This is a genomic window from Halomonas sp. Y3 (assembly GCF_024137965.1).
Lineage (GTDB): Bacteria > Pseudomonadota > Gammaproteobacteria > Pseudomonadales > Halomonadaceae > Halomonas > Halomonas mongoliensis.
This window is the reverse complement of the sequence record NZ_CP099975.1, coordinates 419,790-434,378: the sequence shown is the minus strand read 5'-3', so window position 1 is coordinate 434,378 and position 14,589 is coordinate 419,790. Positions and strand designations below refer to the sequence as shown.

The following is a 14,589-nucleotide window of genomic DNA, read 5'->3' as shown; positions in this document are numbered from 1 at the left end:
GGCCGCCGCACCTGTCTCAGCCCCAGGCACCCCCTTTCCGGCAGCGCCGGCCACCCACCCCGAAGGAGCCCGGCATGGCCATTCGCTACACCCTCTGGCTGGACCCCGACAACGTCGCCCGCCACCGCGCCGTGGAGGCCGACCTGATCCGCTACTTCGTCGAGCGCTTCGCCGACTATCCCCACATCCGCTTGTTCGGCGCCGACCCCTACGATTATGATGCCCCGTTCAATCGACTCCACGATGTGCTGATGGCCCGGGCCGCGGAGTACTGCGAGCGGGAGTGGCGCTATGTGCCCACCCCCGAGCAGCTCAACCGCGCCTTCTTCCTGGCCGTCGGCCAGTCCAACAAGTTTCTACGGGACCCCGACGATGGTGATCCGCACCGATCAGACTCCTGACGAGCGCCAGCTGGCGATCATCACCGCCCAGCTGGGGCGTGCGCCTCGCGGCCTCGAGGCCGTGGCGGCCACCGACAGCGAGGGCACCCCGCTGGTGCTGCGCATGGCGCCCATCGTCGACGGCAGGCCCTTTCCGACCCTCTACTGGCTCTGCTCGGAGCGGCTCAAGGTGGAGATCTCGCGCATAGAGGCGGTCGGCGTGATCAAGCGGCTCGAGGCCCGCCTGCAGGAGGAGCCCGAGTTTCTCGCCGCCTACCATGCCAGCCACCGCGACTATGTGGCCGCCCGCTGGCGCCATATGAGCGAGGCACAAAAGGCTGAGGTAATGCGGCTGGGCTATGATGGCGTGCTGACCGAGCGCGGCATCGGCGGTATCGCCAACTGGGATCAGGTGCGCTGCCTGCACACCCAGTACGCCCACCACCTGTGCGGTGACAACGTCATCGGCCGGTGGATGGACGCCGAGTACGGCGTGGCCGACTGCCTGCCCGGCGGTGCCCGACCCCTTTCCCCCCCTGACCCACAATGCACCGACCAAGGAGCCCCCGATGTACCTTGATACCCATGTGGTTGCCAGTCTCGTCCTGATCGCCAGCATGATCGTGATCACCGGCGTCGGCATCAAGCTGCTGCGCCAGGCCATCAAGCGCGACGCCGAAGGCGCACGCTGAGCCGCCGCGGCAGACCGCCACGAAGGGCGCCATCATGGCGCCCTTCGGCGTTCTGGAGCGCCCCGCAGGACTTGCGACCACCCCCTCGCGAGGCGAGGATAGGGCACCCGCCAAGGAGAAGAGCATGCCGAGATTCTGTGTCTATCTGGGGGCGAGGGAAGGCAACGACCCGCGCTTCATCGAAACGGCCCGTTGCCTGGGCCGCGAGCTGGCCGGCCGCGGCCATACCCTGGTCTACGGTGGCGCCCGTATCGGCCTGATGGGGGCCATGGCGGATGCCGCCATGGCCGCGGGGGGCGAGGTGATCGGCGTGATGCCGGACCACCTGGTGGCAAGGGAGCAGGCCCACCACGGGCTGACCGAGCTGATTCGGGTGCGTAACATGCACGAGCGCAAGTCCAGCCTGGCCGCCCACGCCGACGCCTTTATCGTGCTGCCGGGCGGCATCGGCACCCTGGAGGAGTTCTTCGAGGCCTGGACCTGGCACTACCTGGGGCTGCACGACAAGCCCATCGGCGTGCTCGACTGTGACGGCTTCTACCGCCCGCTGCTGGAGTTCCTCGACAGCACCGTGGAACACGGCTTCCTCAACGCCCATACCCGCGACGAGCTGCTGGATGCCGCCGAGCCGGCGGAGCTGCTGGACCTGCTGGAGGCCCGGCTGGGCCGATGAGTCACGCCTGGCCGGTCAGCTCCCGGGTACGCTGATAGGTGAGCTGCAGCAGCCGGGCATCCTCCCCGGCGCGATGCCGGCAGATGCCCAGCTCCTCGATCAGCGCCTCCTTGGTCTGCTTCCAGAGCGCCAGCTGGCTCTCGCTGAGCAGCAGGCGCAGCGCCTCGAGCCGAAAGGCCGGCAGCATGCCGGCGTGATGGAAGAGCAGCGACAGCCAGGTGTTGTCATACCCCCAGCTGTCGCTGTAGCAGATGCCGATCTCGCCCAGCTCGTCGTTGAGCCAGCGCGCCACCTGAACCACCGGATGCCCCTCGCGCCGGAGCCGCGCACGGCTGATGCCGTGCAGCAGCTCCGCCTTGGGATCCCAGTGGGTCCACTCCTCGAGGGGCTGGATCAGGAAGGCGCAATGGCTGCCGTCGGGACGGGCCAGGCCGACCTCGATGGGATAGCTGCCGCGCCCGAACCCGGACGCCTCGATGTCGAGCAGTGTCGGTAGCGTCACGAGAGCGCGGCTCCTCGAGGCCGTTACGGGAAAAGGGGACGCCGCCAGCCGCCAGCCGGCGGCCAGGGGCTAGTGTCGCGTCTCGGCTTCGCCGCTGTCCAGCGCCTCGCCGAGATCGAGGGCCTGATCGGCCCGGCGCTGCCAGTGGGCGGCGCGCTCGGCGTCCACCGGCAGCCCCAGCTGCCCCTCGCGGTAGGCGCGGGCCAGGCGCTGGGCCGCCAGGGGATGTCCCGCCTCCCCGGCCCGCGCATACCAGGTCACCGCATGGTCGTCGCGACGCGGATAGAGGGCGCAGCCGTGCTCGTGGATCTGGCCCGCCTGGTACTGGGCGCGCAGGTCGCCGGCCTGGGCCGCCTCCAGCACGTAGCGGGCGCCGCGGGCCTTGTCCTGGGGGGTCAGGCCGCGGTGGAAGAGCATATGGCCATAGACCGAGAGCGCCACCGGATGGCCGGCCTCGGCGCAGCGCTGGAAGAGATGCATGGTCAGCCGCTGGGTGCGCGGAGAGCGCGGCAGCCAACGAGTATGAAAGAGCTGCTCCGCCAGGCGGTATTCGAGCCGGGTGAACAGTGATGATGCCTGTGTCATGGCCAGTAACCGAGTCCTGTTGACGCAAGGTGGAGACACCCGGCACCACCCTGTGCACGGCGTCTGTCATCTGCGAAAGCAAAACGCCCCGAGATCCTGGGGCGCGCAAGCGGCGGCCAGCATACGCCCGCCCCGCCCGGGACTCAACCCCGGGGGGATTTGCCGCCCCCGCCGGCCTCCCCTACCATGCCTTTACTCCATGCATTTACCCCATGCCCCTACCCTTCAGGGCACCCGGCAAGAGGAAAGAGAGAATGCAGACGCGTCCGCTGGGCACCACCGGCATCGAAGTCAGCCGCCTGTGCCTTGGCACCATGACCTTCGGCGAACAGAACAGCGAAGCCGAGGCCCATGAGCAGCTCGACCGCGCCGTGGCTTTCGGCATCAACTTCATCGATACCGCCGAGATGTACCCGGTCCCGCCGAAGGCAGAGACCCAGGGCCGCACCGAGGCCTATATCGGCAGCTGGCTGAAGCAGCGCGGCAGCCGCGACGACGTGATCATTGCCACCAAGGCGGCGGGGCCGGGCCTCGACCATATCCGCGGCGGTCCGCGACTGAGCCGCGAGCAGCTGCACCAGGCCGTCGACGCGAGCCTCGAGCGCCTGCAGACCGACTACGTCGACCTCTATCAGCTGCACTGGCCCGACCGCAAGACCAACTACTTCGGCCGCCTCGGCTACGAGCATGACGAGGAGGAGCAGAGCACCGACCTGGAGGAGAGCCTATCCGCCCTCAAGGAGCTGGTGGACGCCGGCAAGGTGCGCGCCATCGGGCTCTCCAACGAGACCCCCTGGGGGGTGATGCGCGCCCTGCACCTGGCCGAGACCCTGGGTCTGCCCCGGGTCGCCTCGGTGCAGAACCCCTACAGCCTGCTCAACCGCACCTTCGAGGTGGGGATGGCCGAGATTGCCCACCGCGAGCAGGTGGGCCTGCTGGCCTACTCGCCGCTGGCCTTCGGGGTGCTCTCCGGCAAGTACCTGGGCGGCGCTCGACCCGAGGGGGCGCGCCTGACCCTCTACGAGCGCTTCCAGCGCTACACCAACCCCGAGGCCGAGGCCGCCGCCGCCGAGTACGTGCAGATCGCCCGGGATGCCGGCCTGGCCCCGGCTCAGATGGCGCTCGCCTACGTCAACTCGCGCCCCTTCCTGACCAGCAACATCATTGGCGCCACCAGCATGGAGCAGCTCGAGAGCAACCTGGAGAGCGAGGGGCTCCGGCTTGACAGCGAGGTGCTCGAGGCCATCGAGGCGGTGCATCGGCGCCAGCCCAACCCGGCCCCCTGAGGTCCGGCCCCCTCGCCCCGGGGCTATCGCCGCCATAGCCCCGGGAGTACCGCGCTCTTGATATACTCGGCAGCACTTACCTCGGATCAGGAGCGCCCCCATGCTGAGCGTGATCTCGCCCGCCAAGTCGCTGGACTTCGAGACCCCGGCCACCACCGCCATCCACACCCAGCCGGACTACCTCGACCGCAGCCGCGAGCTGATCGAGATCCTGCGCGACTACTCCCCTCAGCGGCTCAGCGAGCTGATGGGCATCAGCGACAAGCTGGCCGCCCTCAACGCCGCCCGCTTCGGCGAATGGCAGACGCCCTTCACCGCCGACAACGCCAAGCCCGCCGTCCAGGCCTTCCAGGGCGACGTCTATGTAGGGCTCGCCGCCGAAACCTTCAGCGACGACGACAACGCCTTCGCCCAGGCGCACCTGCGCATCCTCTCCGGCCTCTACGGCCTGCTGCGCCCCCTGGACCTGATCCAGCCCTACCGCCTGGAGATGGGCACCAAGCTGCCCAACCCGGCGGGCAAGGATCTCTACGCCTTCTGGAAGGGCGCCCTGACCCAGGCCCTGGACGACGCCGTGGCCGAGAGCGGCAGCCCGGTGCTGGTCAACCTCGCCTCCAACGAGTACTTCAAGGCCATCGACGCCAAGGCACTCAAGGCCAGGGTGATCACTCCGGTCTTCAAGGACGAGAAGAACGGCAAGCTCAAGATCATCAGCTTCTACGCCAAGAAGGCCCGGGGCCTGATGGCGGCCTGGATGATCCGCGAGCGCCTGGACGACCCGGAGGACCTCAAGGACTTCAACGTCGCCGGCTACGCCTACAGCCCGGCCATGAGCGAGGGCGACACCCTGGTCTTTACCCGCCCGGAAGGCGCCGCCTGACTCGCTTCAGGAGCACAGAGCGCGCCCTCCATCGCCGACCACTCGGGCTCCCACACCGAGGCGTAGGAGCCGGATTTATCCGGCGATAGATGCCACGCCCACGGCCGACGCCATCACCCCGTAGGAGCCGGATTTATCCGGCGATAGATGCCACGCCTACCGCCGCCAGAGCCTAGGCAAACACCAGCGGCCGCGCCGAGCGGCCCTTGAGAAAACGGCGATGGGCCTGCTTGAAGCGCTCGTCATCGCAGCGGTGCAGCCACTCGTAGGCCACCATGTCGGCGCTGACCGGTACGGCCCCCGCCTGCACCATGCGCTCTCGGGCCAGGCGCGCCTCGCCGGCACGGCGGCTGGCGCAGGCCTCGACCAGCCAGTAGACCTCATAGCCCGCCGCCAGCAGCCCGAGCCCCGTCTGCATCACGCAGATATGCGCCTCGGTGCCGCACAGCACCACCTGGCGCCGGCCGCCCTCGGCCAGGGCGGCCGAGAACTCGGGGTTGGCGCAGGCGTCGAAGGTCAGCTTCTGCCACAGCCGGTGGCCGGGCAGCGCCTCCAGCAGGCGCGGCTCGCTGCCGCCGAGCCCTTCCGGGTACTGCTCGGTGAGCCAGACCGGCACCTCGAGGAACTCGGCCAGGCCGCCCAGCCAGGCCGCCTCGGTCACCGCCTGGTCGCCGTGTTCAATCAGCGGCAGCAGCCCCGCCTGCAGGTCGACGATCAGCAGCAGACTCTCTTCTCGCGTCAGGCGCATGGCGTTACTCCTTTCGTTATCGTTGTCGGTTTTCGGCTATCAACGTCGGTTTGTAGTGGTGGCCACCAGCATAGCCGGTAGAATGAACCGACTCGACTCCTCACCACTCAATCACAATGAATCACTCACCATTGGAGACCCTCTGATGCGACACCTCCTGGTCATGCTGGTCGTCGGCCTCTTTACCCTCGGCCCGGCCCTCGAATTCGCCGAAGCCCGCCGCATGGGCGGCGGCGGTAACGTCGGCAGCTTCTCCCGCTCCGCCGACCGGCCCTCCTCTTCACCCAGCCAGCAGCAGGCCACCCCCAGCCAGGGCCAGCAGCAGGGCGCTGCTGCCGGCGCCCGCCGCGGCGGCATGGGTGGCATGCTGGGCGGCCTGCTCGCCGGCGGCCTGCTCGCCGCGCTCTTCTTCGGCGGCGCCTTCGACGAGCTGCGCATGATGGATATCCTGCTGATCGCCGGCCTGGCCTTCGCGGTGATCTGGTTCCTGCGCCGCCGCGCCGCCATGGCCGGTGCTGGCGCAGGTGCCGGTGGCGCGGCGCCCCAGGCGCGCACCGAGCAGCCTCCCCAGCATGAGACCGCCGCCACTGCCCAGGCCTTCCAGGCCGACGCTCCCGTCGGAGGCGGTGCCGCCTTCGCCAGCGAGCCGGAGTGGTTCGACCGCGAACGCTTCCTGGGCGGTGCCAAGGAGCACTTCATGACCCTGCAGCGGGCCTGGGACAACAACGACTTCTCCGGCATCCAGGAGTACGTGACGCCGGAGCTCTACAACCTGCTGCGCGCCGAGCGTGACAAGCACCCGGCCAACAACCGCACCGAAGTGGTGCGCCTGTTTGCCGAGCTGGGCATGGTTCAGGAGGTCGGCAAGCAGGCCGAGGCCACCGTGATCTTCCACGGCATCCTCGACGAGAACGGCGAGCACAACGAGTTCAACGAGACCTGGCACCTGGTGCGCGACCTGCGCGACGGCGCCCCCTGGTACGTCCAGGGCATCGAGCAGAACGGGTGAACGCAGAGAGGCCGGGCGCTGGCGCCCGGCCTCTCTTGTCATGGGTCCTTGAGCGGACACCGAGGATCAGTCGCCTTCGGCGGCATCCTGGATCGACTCGCCCATCTCCTCCACGCCCTCGCCGGCGTCTTCCATGGCCTCGTCGATCTCCTGGCCGGCCTCTTCGGCGGGACCAGGATCATCCTGGCAGCCCACCAGTCCCGCCGTCAGCAGCCCCACCAGCAGCGCCAGTCCGAGTTTCTTCAGCACGTCATGGGTCATCTCTTCTCCTCCTGAGAAAGGTTCCGATCAATAGCCGCCAGGGGCGACCCACTCCTTACCCTAGCCGCGACGCCGGCCGTCCGCCACTGGAAGCTGAAACCCCATGTAACGTCCGGAAACTCGAAGCAGACTCGAAAAAAAAGGGCGCGCCCCCAGCGAGGCACGCCCATGACCACTCGTATGACTCAAACAGCCGTTTTATCCTGGCATAGCCAGACGGCACATTCAAACAAATGTTTTATTCCGGCTCGTTCGACAAGCCGCGGCGGCCGCATGACGCCGCCGCAGGGCGGGTGCTATGATCCATGCCCTGATACCTATAACGACTCGACACCACTCGTAGACACCAACAGCACAACGAGGAACCCGGCTTGTCACATTTACCGGTGATCGTCGGCATGGGCGGCGTGAACCCTGCCGGCAGAACCTCGGGCCACCAGGCGTTTCGACGCACCGTGCTCGACACCCTGCCCGACGACGATCAGGCCCGCACCCTGCTCGGGCTGGCGGCCATGATGCGCCTGGCCAGCGTCGGCAACGACGGCAGCTGGCACGACGCCGAGGGCAACGCCCTGGACGCCACCGAGATCGTTGCCCTGACCCGCCAGCAGGTGCTCGACCACACCCTGGTCCGGCGTATCGAGGACCCGCGCTTCAACGAGGCTGGCCTGCCCGCTAACCGTCGGGCCAACCTGGCCCTGGACGCTCCCCTGACCTTCCGCATTCGCCGCCGCCAGCTGCCGGAAGCGCTGCCGCCCACCTGGCAGGTAAGCGAACTCGATCGCCAGACCCTGGAGGTCACGGTACCGGCCGGCGAGATGGAGGTGATGCTACCGGAACGCCGCCCGGCCCAGGTGCGTGCCGCAGGCCAGCTGCCCACGGGCTTCGAGCCGAGCCAGCTCTACCGCAGCGTGCACCACCCCCGCGGGCTCTCCATGGCGATCTTCGCCGCCAGCGACTGCCTGGGCGACAGCGGCCTGGAGTGGGATAGCCTCCGCGACCGCCTCGACCCCGACGAGGTAGCCGTCTATGCCGGCAACTCCATCGGCCAGCTCGACGACGAGGGCTGGGGCGGCCTGCTCAAGAGCTTCGTCTCCGGCAACCGCGCCACCTCCAAGCAGATGCCGCTGGGCTACGGCCAGATGCCCGCCGACTTCCTCAACGCCTATGTGCTGGGCAGCGTGGGCGGCACCGGCGCAGCGCTGGGCGCCTGCGCCAGCTTCCTCTACAACCTGCGCCTGGGAGTCGACGACATCCAGGCCGGTCGCCGCCGGGTGGTCATGGTGGGCACCGCGGATGCGCCGGTCACCCCGGAGATCATCGAGGGCTTTCGCGCCATGGGGGCGCTCGCCGACGACGACAGCCTCAAGGCCCTGGACGCCCTCAGCCTGCTCACCGACGCCGACTATCAGCGCGCCTGCCGCCCCTTCGCCCGCAACTGCGGCTTCACCATCGCCGAATCCAGCCAGTTCGTGATGCTGATGGACGACAGCCTGGCCATGGAAGTGGGCGCCGAGATCCTCGGCAGCGTGCCCGGCGTCTTCGTCAACGCCGACGGCTGGAAACGCTCCATCTCTGCCCCCGGCATCGGCAACTACATCACCCTTGGCAAGGCCGCCTCCCTGGTGCGGGAGATACTCGGCGAGGAAGCGCTGCGCCAGCGCACCTTCCTCCACGCCCACGGCACCAGCACCCCCAAGAACCGCACCACCGAGTCCCATGTCTTCGACCTGGTGGCGCGCGCCTACGGCATCACCGCCTGGCCGGTGGTCGCGGTGAAGGCCTTCATCGGACACTCCCAGGGCAGCGCCGCCGGCGACCAGCTCGCCAGCGCTCTGGGCAGCTTCGCTCACGGTCTGCTGCCCGGCATCCCCACGCTTGATACCGTGGCCGACGACGTCCACGGCGAGCGCCTGCGGCTCTCCCGAGAGGCGCAGCCCTTCGACGCGGATGCCGCCTTTATCAACGCCAAGGGCTTCGGCGGCAACAACGCCACCGGGGTGGTGCTCTCCCCCGCCGTTACCGAACGGCTGCTGACGGCGCGCCACGGCGAAACCGCGGTGGCCGCCTGGCAGGCACGCCGCGAGGCGACCCGCGAGGTCGCCGCCGGCTACCACCGCCGGGCCGACCGCGGCCAGTTCGATGCGCGCTACCGCTTCGGCGAAGGCGTGCTGGAAGGCCCCGAGCTCAGCATGAGCGATACCGAGCTGCAGATTCCCGGCTATGCGCGCTCCGTCTCGCTGGCGGTGAACAATCCCTACGGACGACTCTCGGACGCTGACAGATGAACATTGCGGTATACCCAGGCACCTTCGATCCCATCACCAACGGTCACTTCGACCTGATCGAGCGCGCCGCCCGACTCTTCGACAAGGTGGTGGTCGCCATCGCCTCGAGCCCCGGCAAGGGGCCCGCCTTCGAGCTCGATATGCGGATCGCCCTGGCCCGGGACGTGGTCGCCGGTCTGGACAACGTGAAGGTCGTCGGCTTCTCGGGGCTGATGACCGAGTTCATGAAGCAGCAGGAGGCACGCATCCTGCTGCGCGGCCTGCGCGCGGTCTCGGACTTCGAGTACGAGCTGCAGCTGGCCAACATGAACCGCGCCCAGATGCCCGAGCTCGAGACCGTCTTCCTGACCCCCGCGGTGGAGAACTCCTATATCTCCTCCACCCTGATCCGCGAGATCGCCAAGCTGGGCGGCGACGTCTCGCAGCACGTGCACCCCAGGGTCGCCGCGGCGCTGAAGAGCCATTACAATACCTGACCCGCCGTCTCGGGTTTGCGCCAGGCGCTCACCCGCGGCCACGGCCAGCGACTTCCGCGAGGTACCCCCATGGCCCTGATGATCACCGACGAGTGCATCAACTGCGACGTGTGCGAGCCCGAGTGCCCCAACGGGGCCATCTCGCCCGGCGAGGAGATCTACGTCATCGACCCCAACCTGTGCACCGAGTGCGTCGGCCACTACGACGAGCCCCAGTGCCAGCAGGTCTGCCCGGTGGACTGCATCCCCCTGGACCCGGAGCATGAAGAGAGCCGCGACGAGCTGATGGCGAAGTACCGCATCATCACCGCGGCGTGAAATGCTTTCAGGAAAAACGGTAGGCTAGCGCGCCATCGCCTTGAGCGGGTCCCGTAGCGGCTCGCCGTTGATCAGCAGGCTGCGCTCGGCCAGGGCGATGAACTCCGACCAGGGCATGGGACGACCCAGCAGATAGCCCTGAGCGGCATCGCAGCCCATGCGGCGCAGCTGCTCCAGCTCCTCGCGCCGCTCGATGCCCTCGGCCACGCAGCTCATCTCCAGCGTATGAGCCATCTCCACCAGGCAGGAGAGCAGCCGCCGGGTCTGCTGGTCGTGATCGATGCGGCTGACGTAGCTGCGGTCGAGCTTGACCCGGTCGAAGGGCAGGCTCTGCAGGAAACGCAGCGAGGTGTAGCCGGTCCCGAAGTCATCCAGCGCCAGCCCCATGCCGTAGGAGCGCACCAGGCGCATGCTGGCCTGGATGCGCTCCAGGTCATCGCAGCTGGCATGCTCGGTCACCTCCAGCTCCAGGCAGGAGATCGGCACGCCGTGTCGGTCGCAGAGCTCGCGGATATAGTGCACCAGCGAGACGCTGTAGAAGTGCTGGATGGAGGCGTTGACGCTCAGCCGTAGCGCCCCCAACAGCCCCCGCGGCGCCTGCGACAGGGACTCGATCACCTCGGCCAGCACCAGGCGGTCAAGCTGAAGGATCTGGCCGGTCATCTCGGCCACGGGGATGAACTCCCCCGGAGAGATGGGGCCCAGCTCTGCGTGCTGCCAGCGGATCAGCGCCTCGCCGCCCAGCAGGCGGCCGTCACCCAGCCGATAGAGAGGCTGTACGTACACCTGAAAGAATGGCTCCGTACCGCGCACCGCCAGCGCCTCTCCCAGGGCCTCCCAGAGCTGCTGCTCCCGGGGACTGAACATCGGCAGCGAGATATCGCCATCGCCGGCCCTCCCGCCTGCGGTGGCATCACGGCCGAGCGACGCTTCCTCGCAGACCTGCACCTTCTTCAGCAGGTGCAGCTCCCGCAGCAGCAGGGCGGCCAGCAGGCCGACCAGCACCAGCGCCGCCAGCACCAGCCACAGCAGCACGGGAAGATCCTTGAGCAACAGGGTCAGGCTATCCACTCGGCACCACCTCGCGCGGGCTCAGCTCAGAAACGATAGATCACGCCTACCTCGAAGGTCGACTCTTCCGGATCGAACTTCACATCATTGAAGGTGCGGCTGTTGTACCAGGTGCGGGCATACTGGGCGCGCAGATCGAGCTGCGGCGCCACCCGGAAGTCGGCGCCGGCGCCGAGGCGCAGGCCATCGAAGTTGCGATCCTCGCTGAACACGCCGGTGCGCGCCTCGAAGCTGGTGCGCTGATAGCCCAGCAGGCCGAAAGCCGCCACCTCATCACTGACATGGCCACCGAAGCGCGCCGCGATGCCGTAGCTCTCTTCCGCGGAGAGCGTGGTGCGCAGCCCGTCGGCATCCACCTGGGCATCGGCGCCGCCCTGGGCGATATTGGCTTCCACGCCGATCAGGTAGGGCGCCGCCACGTTCATGGAGTCATAGCCCACCACGGCACGAAACAGCGCGCCGCTGCCGCCCAGGCCATCGACGCGCACATCACCGAACTCCGCGCTGGACTCGCTGAAACCCACGTCGATATCCTGATAGCCCACGCTAAACCCGGCATAGGGGCCAGCCGCCTGAGCCGCGCCGCTCATCAGCAGTGCCGCCACCGTACCTGCTGCCAGGCGCTTGCAGGTTGCCATGCGCTTGTAGAAAGTCATCCCTGTTTCTCCTTGAGTTGCTTGATTGCCTACGATGCGAGAAGCCCTTGCCATCCCGCTAGATGTCCAGCTGCCCCAGCCGGATGCTGGACTGGCTCTTCAGCGGCCCGTCGATCTGCGGAATCCGAATCCCGAAGATGTTCAGGCTGGGCAGCAGCGCCGCGGTTTCCAGGCAGACCGTCAGCTCCGCGGTGTCGGTGTCGAAGTCGAACTTGTCGCCATCGACGCCACAGCCCGCCACCTGCAGGATGCCATTATAGCGCTCGACCACCGACTCGATGCGCCCATCGATGCGCTCCTGAGCGCCGCCCCCTGTGGTCACCACCGCTACCGCGGCTCGGGTGGACTCTGCCGCCATGCCGTTGAGCACGTGCAGCTGAGCGAAACTGATCGCATAGCTGATGATCGCATAGAAGATGGCAAGCAGCAGCGGGAAGAGCAGCACGAACTCGATAGAGACGGCGCCCCTCTGTTGTCCACGGCTCTGTCGTCTGCGGTTCAGCTGTCGAGTACTCAGTTGTTCACGGTTCATCGCGCCACCCCTCGGGTATCCAGATCCTCATGCAGGGACTCCAGCAGGCTGCAGCCGTGATGCCCTCCCAGCAGATACTCCCCACGCCGCTCCTGCAGCTGCTCGGCCCACGCCAGCGCCTCACCGGGCTGCTGTGCCGACCACTGCCGGAGCCGCTGCTCCATGGTCTGCTGCAATACCTGCAGGCGCGCTTCGTCACAGGCGTCCTGCCCCTGCGCAGGCGCCACGGCCAACAGCAGGGCCAGCGCGCCGGCCATCATCATCGTCTTCACAGTACCAGCTCCACTTCCGTCATTTGCACATCCAGCACCTGCAGCTCCATGCTGCCCAGCTGGATACCCAGCAGTCGCAGCAGCGGGTCGACCACCAGGTTGCCGAGCGCCGTTACCAGCGGCGCCAGCAGCGCACTCAGCAGGTTGACCACCGGGTCGAGCACGCCAAGCACCACTTCGTTGACCACCCAGTCCAGCACGCAGCCAAGCCCCAGCAGGCCGCAGCTACCCTGCCTGTCGCCGCCCAGCAGATGAATGCGAATATCCAGGTTGCCCAGCAGGCTGCTGATCAGGCCCCCCAGCGCATCGCCGGAAGCGCCGGTCACGGTGGTAGGCGAGGCGGGCCAGGGGGGGCCTTCGAACAGCGCCTGCGGATCGCTCTCTCGCACCACCATGTCGCCGCCCTGACCGGCCACGCTGCTGGCGGCAATGGTCACGGCGACCAGGGAGCCGGTACTCTCACTGCCCAGCAGGCGCACGGCGATGGGCTCGATGGGGGCGCTCTCGATGCCTGCAGCATCGAGGCTGCCGCCGGCGTAAAACGGCGCCTGCAGCGACTGCAGAGAGCCCAGATGCACCGCCGCCAGGGCCGGCTTGGCCAGCAGGCTGGCCTGCTGCTGGCCATCCGCGCCCATCTGCAGGCTCTCCAGCACCGCCTTGCCGGAGCCGGCATCTACCCTCAGGCCCAGGTCCAGCTCGGCAAGCACCAGGTTGAGCCTGGCGCCCACCACCAGACTCAACTGGGGGGATGTGACCTCGGTCTTCCAGTGCCGGTCGCCCTCAGGCACCTGCAGGCGGCCTGCCGGGCCGATGGCGATCTGCGGCGGCTCGATAATGCCCAGGCGCACCACCAGCCCCATGGAGTCGATGTTGTCGGCCTGGCTGCCGAGGCTGTTCAGCACCCGCCCCGCCCCCAGCTCCAGAGACAGACCGTTGCCGCGGTTGGCCGCCATCAGCGCCACCCCCAGCAGGTCGCCCAGCCGCAGGTCGACATCCAGCGCCCCTCTCGGCACCTCACCCTCCGCGTTGCGCAGGCGCAGCAGCTGTTCCAGAGAGATCTGCTGCAGCTCCGTCGAGCCGTTGCGGGCCGCACTCTGCAGGTCGCGCAACAGCGCCAGGTCGGCACTGCCCAGCTCTCCGCTCTCCACCCGCTGCTGCAGCACCGCCACAGAGACATCCAGCAGCTCGGCGACCGTTACACCGGCCTGAAGCACGCCGTCCAGCCCCACGGCGGTCAGATCGACCCCCACCAGGGCCATACCCTCCACCAGCTCCAGCAGCGACAGCCCGACATCCAGCAGCCCGCCGGGGCTCAGCACGTCGAGGTCGAGATGGGTGCCCAGCAGGCCGCCCAGCAGCGGCCCCAGCAGCGGCGAGCTTTCGGTATCCAGGCCCAGCAGGCGCGTGCCGGCGCTGAAGGCGGCAAAGGCACCGCGACTGGCCACCGCCTCGGCGCGCAGCGGCGTCCAGGCGGGCACCTCGCTGCCCGGCATCAGGGCCGCCAGGTTGGCCAGCAGGCTGGTGCGGACCTCGTGCCTCGCCACCACGCGCACCGCGCCGCCTTCAGCGTCGGCAGCAAAGACGCGCAGGCCATCCTGCTGGCTTACGCTGCCGCGCTCGACCTGCAGGCTTCTGCGGTCGCCGACGACGAAGCCGTTGCGGGCCGCGCTCTCCTCGGCAAGCTGCGCGAGGGCACCCGCATCGCCCCCACCCCCCGACCCGCTGCGCGCGACTGCCTCCATGGCGGCATTGTCGGCCACCGTCTGCAGGCGCCGCTGTTCCAGAAAGAGCCGCCCGGTATCCAGGCCGATCACAATACATAAAAGCACCAGGCTGGATATAATAACGAACGAAATCGCAACGGCACCTGACTCACTGCGCCTAACGTAACTTGAATGAAAGTTGCGTAATCTCATGTATCAGTGTTCCGCGCACACGGAATTGACCGCCATGCAAGGCG

The 14,589-nt window shown here is 68.1% G+C and carries 19 protein-coding genes; 10 read left to right on the top strand and 9 right to left on the bottom strand.

Features of this window, described 5'->3' with window-relative positions; genetic code table 11:
* The first annotated feature begins 74 nt into the window (after window positions 1–74).
* The 4 genes from NHL60_RS02075 (at window position 75) to NHL60_RS02065 (ending at window position 1,745) form a co-directional block, all read left to right on the top strand.
* Complete coding sequence (locus NHL60_RS02075) at window positions 75–401, top strand: hypothetical protein (protein ID WP_253448342.1); 327 nt, start codon at window positions 75–77, stop codon at window positions 399–401.
* Window positions 373–960 (top strand): DUF501 domain-containing protein, encoded by a 588-nt coding sequence (locus tag NHL60_RS02070; RefSeq protein WP_253448339.1) that lies wholly within the window; start codon window positions 373–375, stop codon window positions 958–960. Before NHL60_RS02075 ends, NHL60_RS02070 begins: the two co-directional genes overlap by 29 nt.
* A complete protein-coding gene (locus NHL60_RS19545) occupies window positions 950–1,072 on the top strand; it encodes a hypothetical protein (RefSeq protein WP_301271085.1) in 123 nt (40 codons plus the stop codon). Before NHL60_RS02070 ends, NHL60_RS19545 begins: the two co-directional genes overlap by 11 nt.
* Before the next feature lie 124 nt (window positions 1,073–1,196).
* Complete coding sequence (locus NHL60_RS02065) at window positions 1,197–1,745, top strand: TIGR00730 family Rossman fold protein (RefSeq protein ID WP_253448336.1); 549 nt, start codon at window positions 1,197–1,199, stop codon at window positions 1,743–1,745.
* Between the two features lies 1 nt (window position 1,746).
* Here NHL60_RS02065 and NHL60_RS02060 read toward each other — a convergent pair whose 3' ends face one another.
* Window positions 1,747–2,247, bottom strand: a complete 501-nt coding sequence (locus NHL60_RS02060) for a hypothetical protein (protein ID WP_253448333.1) — start codon at window positions 2,245–2,247, stop codon at window positions 1,747–1,749.
* A gap of 69 nt (window positions 2,248–2,316) precedes the next feature.
* Window positions 2,317–2,832, bottom strand: a complete 516-nt coding sequence (locus tag NHL60_RS02055; RefSeq protein ID WP_253448330.1) for a tetratricopeptide repeat protein — start codon at window positions 2,830–2,832, stop codon at window positions 2,317–2,319.
* A 254-nt stretch (window positions 2,833–3,086) separates the two neighbouring features.
* Between NHL60_RS02055 and NHL60_RS02050 the strand changes: the two genes are divergently transcribed.
* Both NHL60_RS02050 and yaaA read left to right on the top strand, forming a co-directional pair.
* Window positions 3,087–4,118 carry an NADP(H)-dependent aldo-keto reductase gene (locus NHL60_RS02050; protein WP_253448327.1) on the top strand — a complete coding sequence of 344 codons (1,032 nt, stop codon included), beginning with the start codon at window positions 3,087–3,089 and terminating at the stop codon, window positions 4,116–4,118.
* Window positions 4,119–4,218: 100 nt separating this feature from the next.
* Window positions 4,219–4,998 carry a peroxide stress protein YaaA gene (gene yaaA / locus NHL60_RS02045; RefSeq protein ID WP_253448324.1) on the top strand — a complete coding sequence of 260 codons (780 nt, stop codon included), beginning with the start codon at window positions 4,219–4,221 and terminating at the stop codon, window positions 4,996–4,998.
* A gap of 172 nt (window positions 4,999–5,170) precedes the next feature.
* Here the strand turns inward: yaaA and NHL60_RS02040 are convergent, their stop codons facing one another.
* Entirely contained in the window at window positions 5,171–5,746 is a 576-nt protein-coding gene (locus NHL60_RS02040) for an isochorismatase family protein (RefSeq protein WP_253448321.1), read from the bottom strand.
* Window positions 5,747–5,891: 145 nt separating this feature from the next.
* Here NHL60_RS02040 and NHL60_RS02035 point away from each other — a divergent pair, with 145 nt between their 5' ends.
* Entirely contained in the window at window positions 5,892–6,755 is an 864-nt protein-coding gene (locus tag NHL60_RS02035; protein WP_253448318.1) for a Tim44 domain-containing protein, read from the top strand.
* 66 nt (window positions 6,756–6,821) lie between these two features.
* On the opposite strand, the gene NHL60_RS02030 is transcribed toward NHL60_RS02035, so the two are convergent.
* Entirely contained in the window at window positions 6,822–7,016 is a 195-nt protein-coding gene (locus tag NHL60_RS02030; protein ID WP_253448315.1) for a hypothetical protein, read from the bottom strand.
* Window positions 7,017–7,414: 398 nt separating this feature from the next.
* Here NHL60_RS02030 and NHL60_RS02025 point away from each other — a divergent pair, with 398 nt between their 5' ends.
* From NHL60_RS02025 to NHL60_RS02015, 3 genes are all read left to right on the top strand, one after another.
* On the top strand, window positions 7,415–9,304 hold the full coding sequence (locus NHL60_RS02025) for a beta-ketoacyl synthase (protein ID WP_253451938.1): 1,890 nt from the start codon (window positions 7,415–7,417) through the stop codon (window positions 9,302–9,304).
* The gene (coaD, locus tag NHL60_RS02020; RefSeq protein ID WP_253448312.1) at window positions 9,301–9,780 is read left to right on the top strand and encodes a pantetheine-phosphate adenylyltransferase; all 480 of its coding nucleotides are present in this window, start codon (window positions 9,301–9,303) and stop codon (window positions 9,778–9,780) included. Before NHL60_RS02025 ends, coaD begins: the two co-directional genes overlap by 4 nt.
* 69 nt (window positions 9,781–9,849) lie before the next feature.
* Entirely contained in the window at window positions 9,850–10,098 is a 249-nt protein-coding gene (locus tag NHL60_RS02015; protein ID WP_253448309.1) for a YfhL family 4Fe-4S dicluster ferredoxin, read from the top strand.
* Window positions 10,099–10,122: 24 nt separating this feature from the next.
* Here NHL60_RS02015 and NHL60_RS02010 read toward each other — a convergent pair whose 3' ends face one another.
* From NHL60_RS02010 to NHL60_RS01990, 5 genes are read right to left on the bottom strand one after another with little or no spacing between them, the layout of a single operon-like run.
* The gene (locus tag NHL60_RS02010) at window positions 10,123–11,169 is read right to left on the bottom strand and encodes an EAL domain-containing protein (RefSeq protein WP_253448306.1); all 1,047 of its coding nucleotides are present in this window, start codon (window positions 11,167–11,169) and stop codon (window positions 10,123–10,125) included.
* 26 nt (window positions 11,170–11,195) lie between these two features.
* Window positions 11,196–11,825 carry a porin family protein gene (locus NHL60_RS02005; RefSeq protein ID WP_253448303.1) on the bottom strand — a complete coding sequence of 210 codons (630 nt, stop codon included), beginning with the start codon at window positions 11,823–11,825 and terminating at the stop codon, window positions 11,196–11,198.
* 58 nt (window positions 11,826–11,883) lie between these two features.
* Complete coding sequence (locus tag NHL60_RS02000; protein WP_253448300.1) at window positions 11,884–12,357, bottom strand: TadE family protein; 474 nt, start codon at window positions 12,355–12,357, stop codon at window positions 11,884–11,886.
* Window positions 12,354–12,629: a hypothetical protein gene (locus NHL60_RS01995; protein WP_253448297.1), complete on the bottom strand. Its 276-nt coding sequence runs from the start codon at window positions 12,627–12,629 to the stop codon at window positions 12,354–12,356. The genes NHL60_RS02000 and NHL60_RS01995 overlap by 4 nt, the downstream gene beginning before the upstream one ends.
* Window positions 12,626–14,545, bottom strand: coding sequence for a TadG family pilus assembly protein (locus tag NHL60_RS01990; RefSeq protein WP_301271084.1), 1,920 nt, complete (start codon window positions 14,543–14,545; stop codon window positions 12,626–12,628). Before NHL60_RS01990 ends, NHL60_RS01995 begins: the two co-directional genes overlap by 4 nt.
* Between the last annotated feature and the right edge of the window lie 44 nt (window positions 14,546–14,589).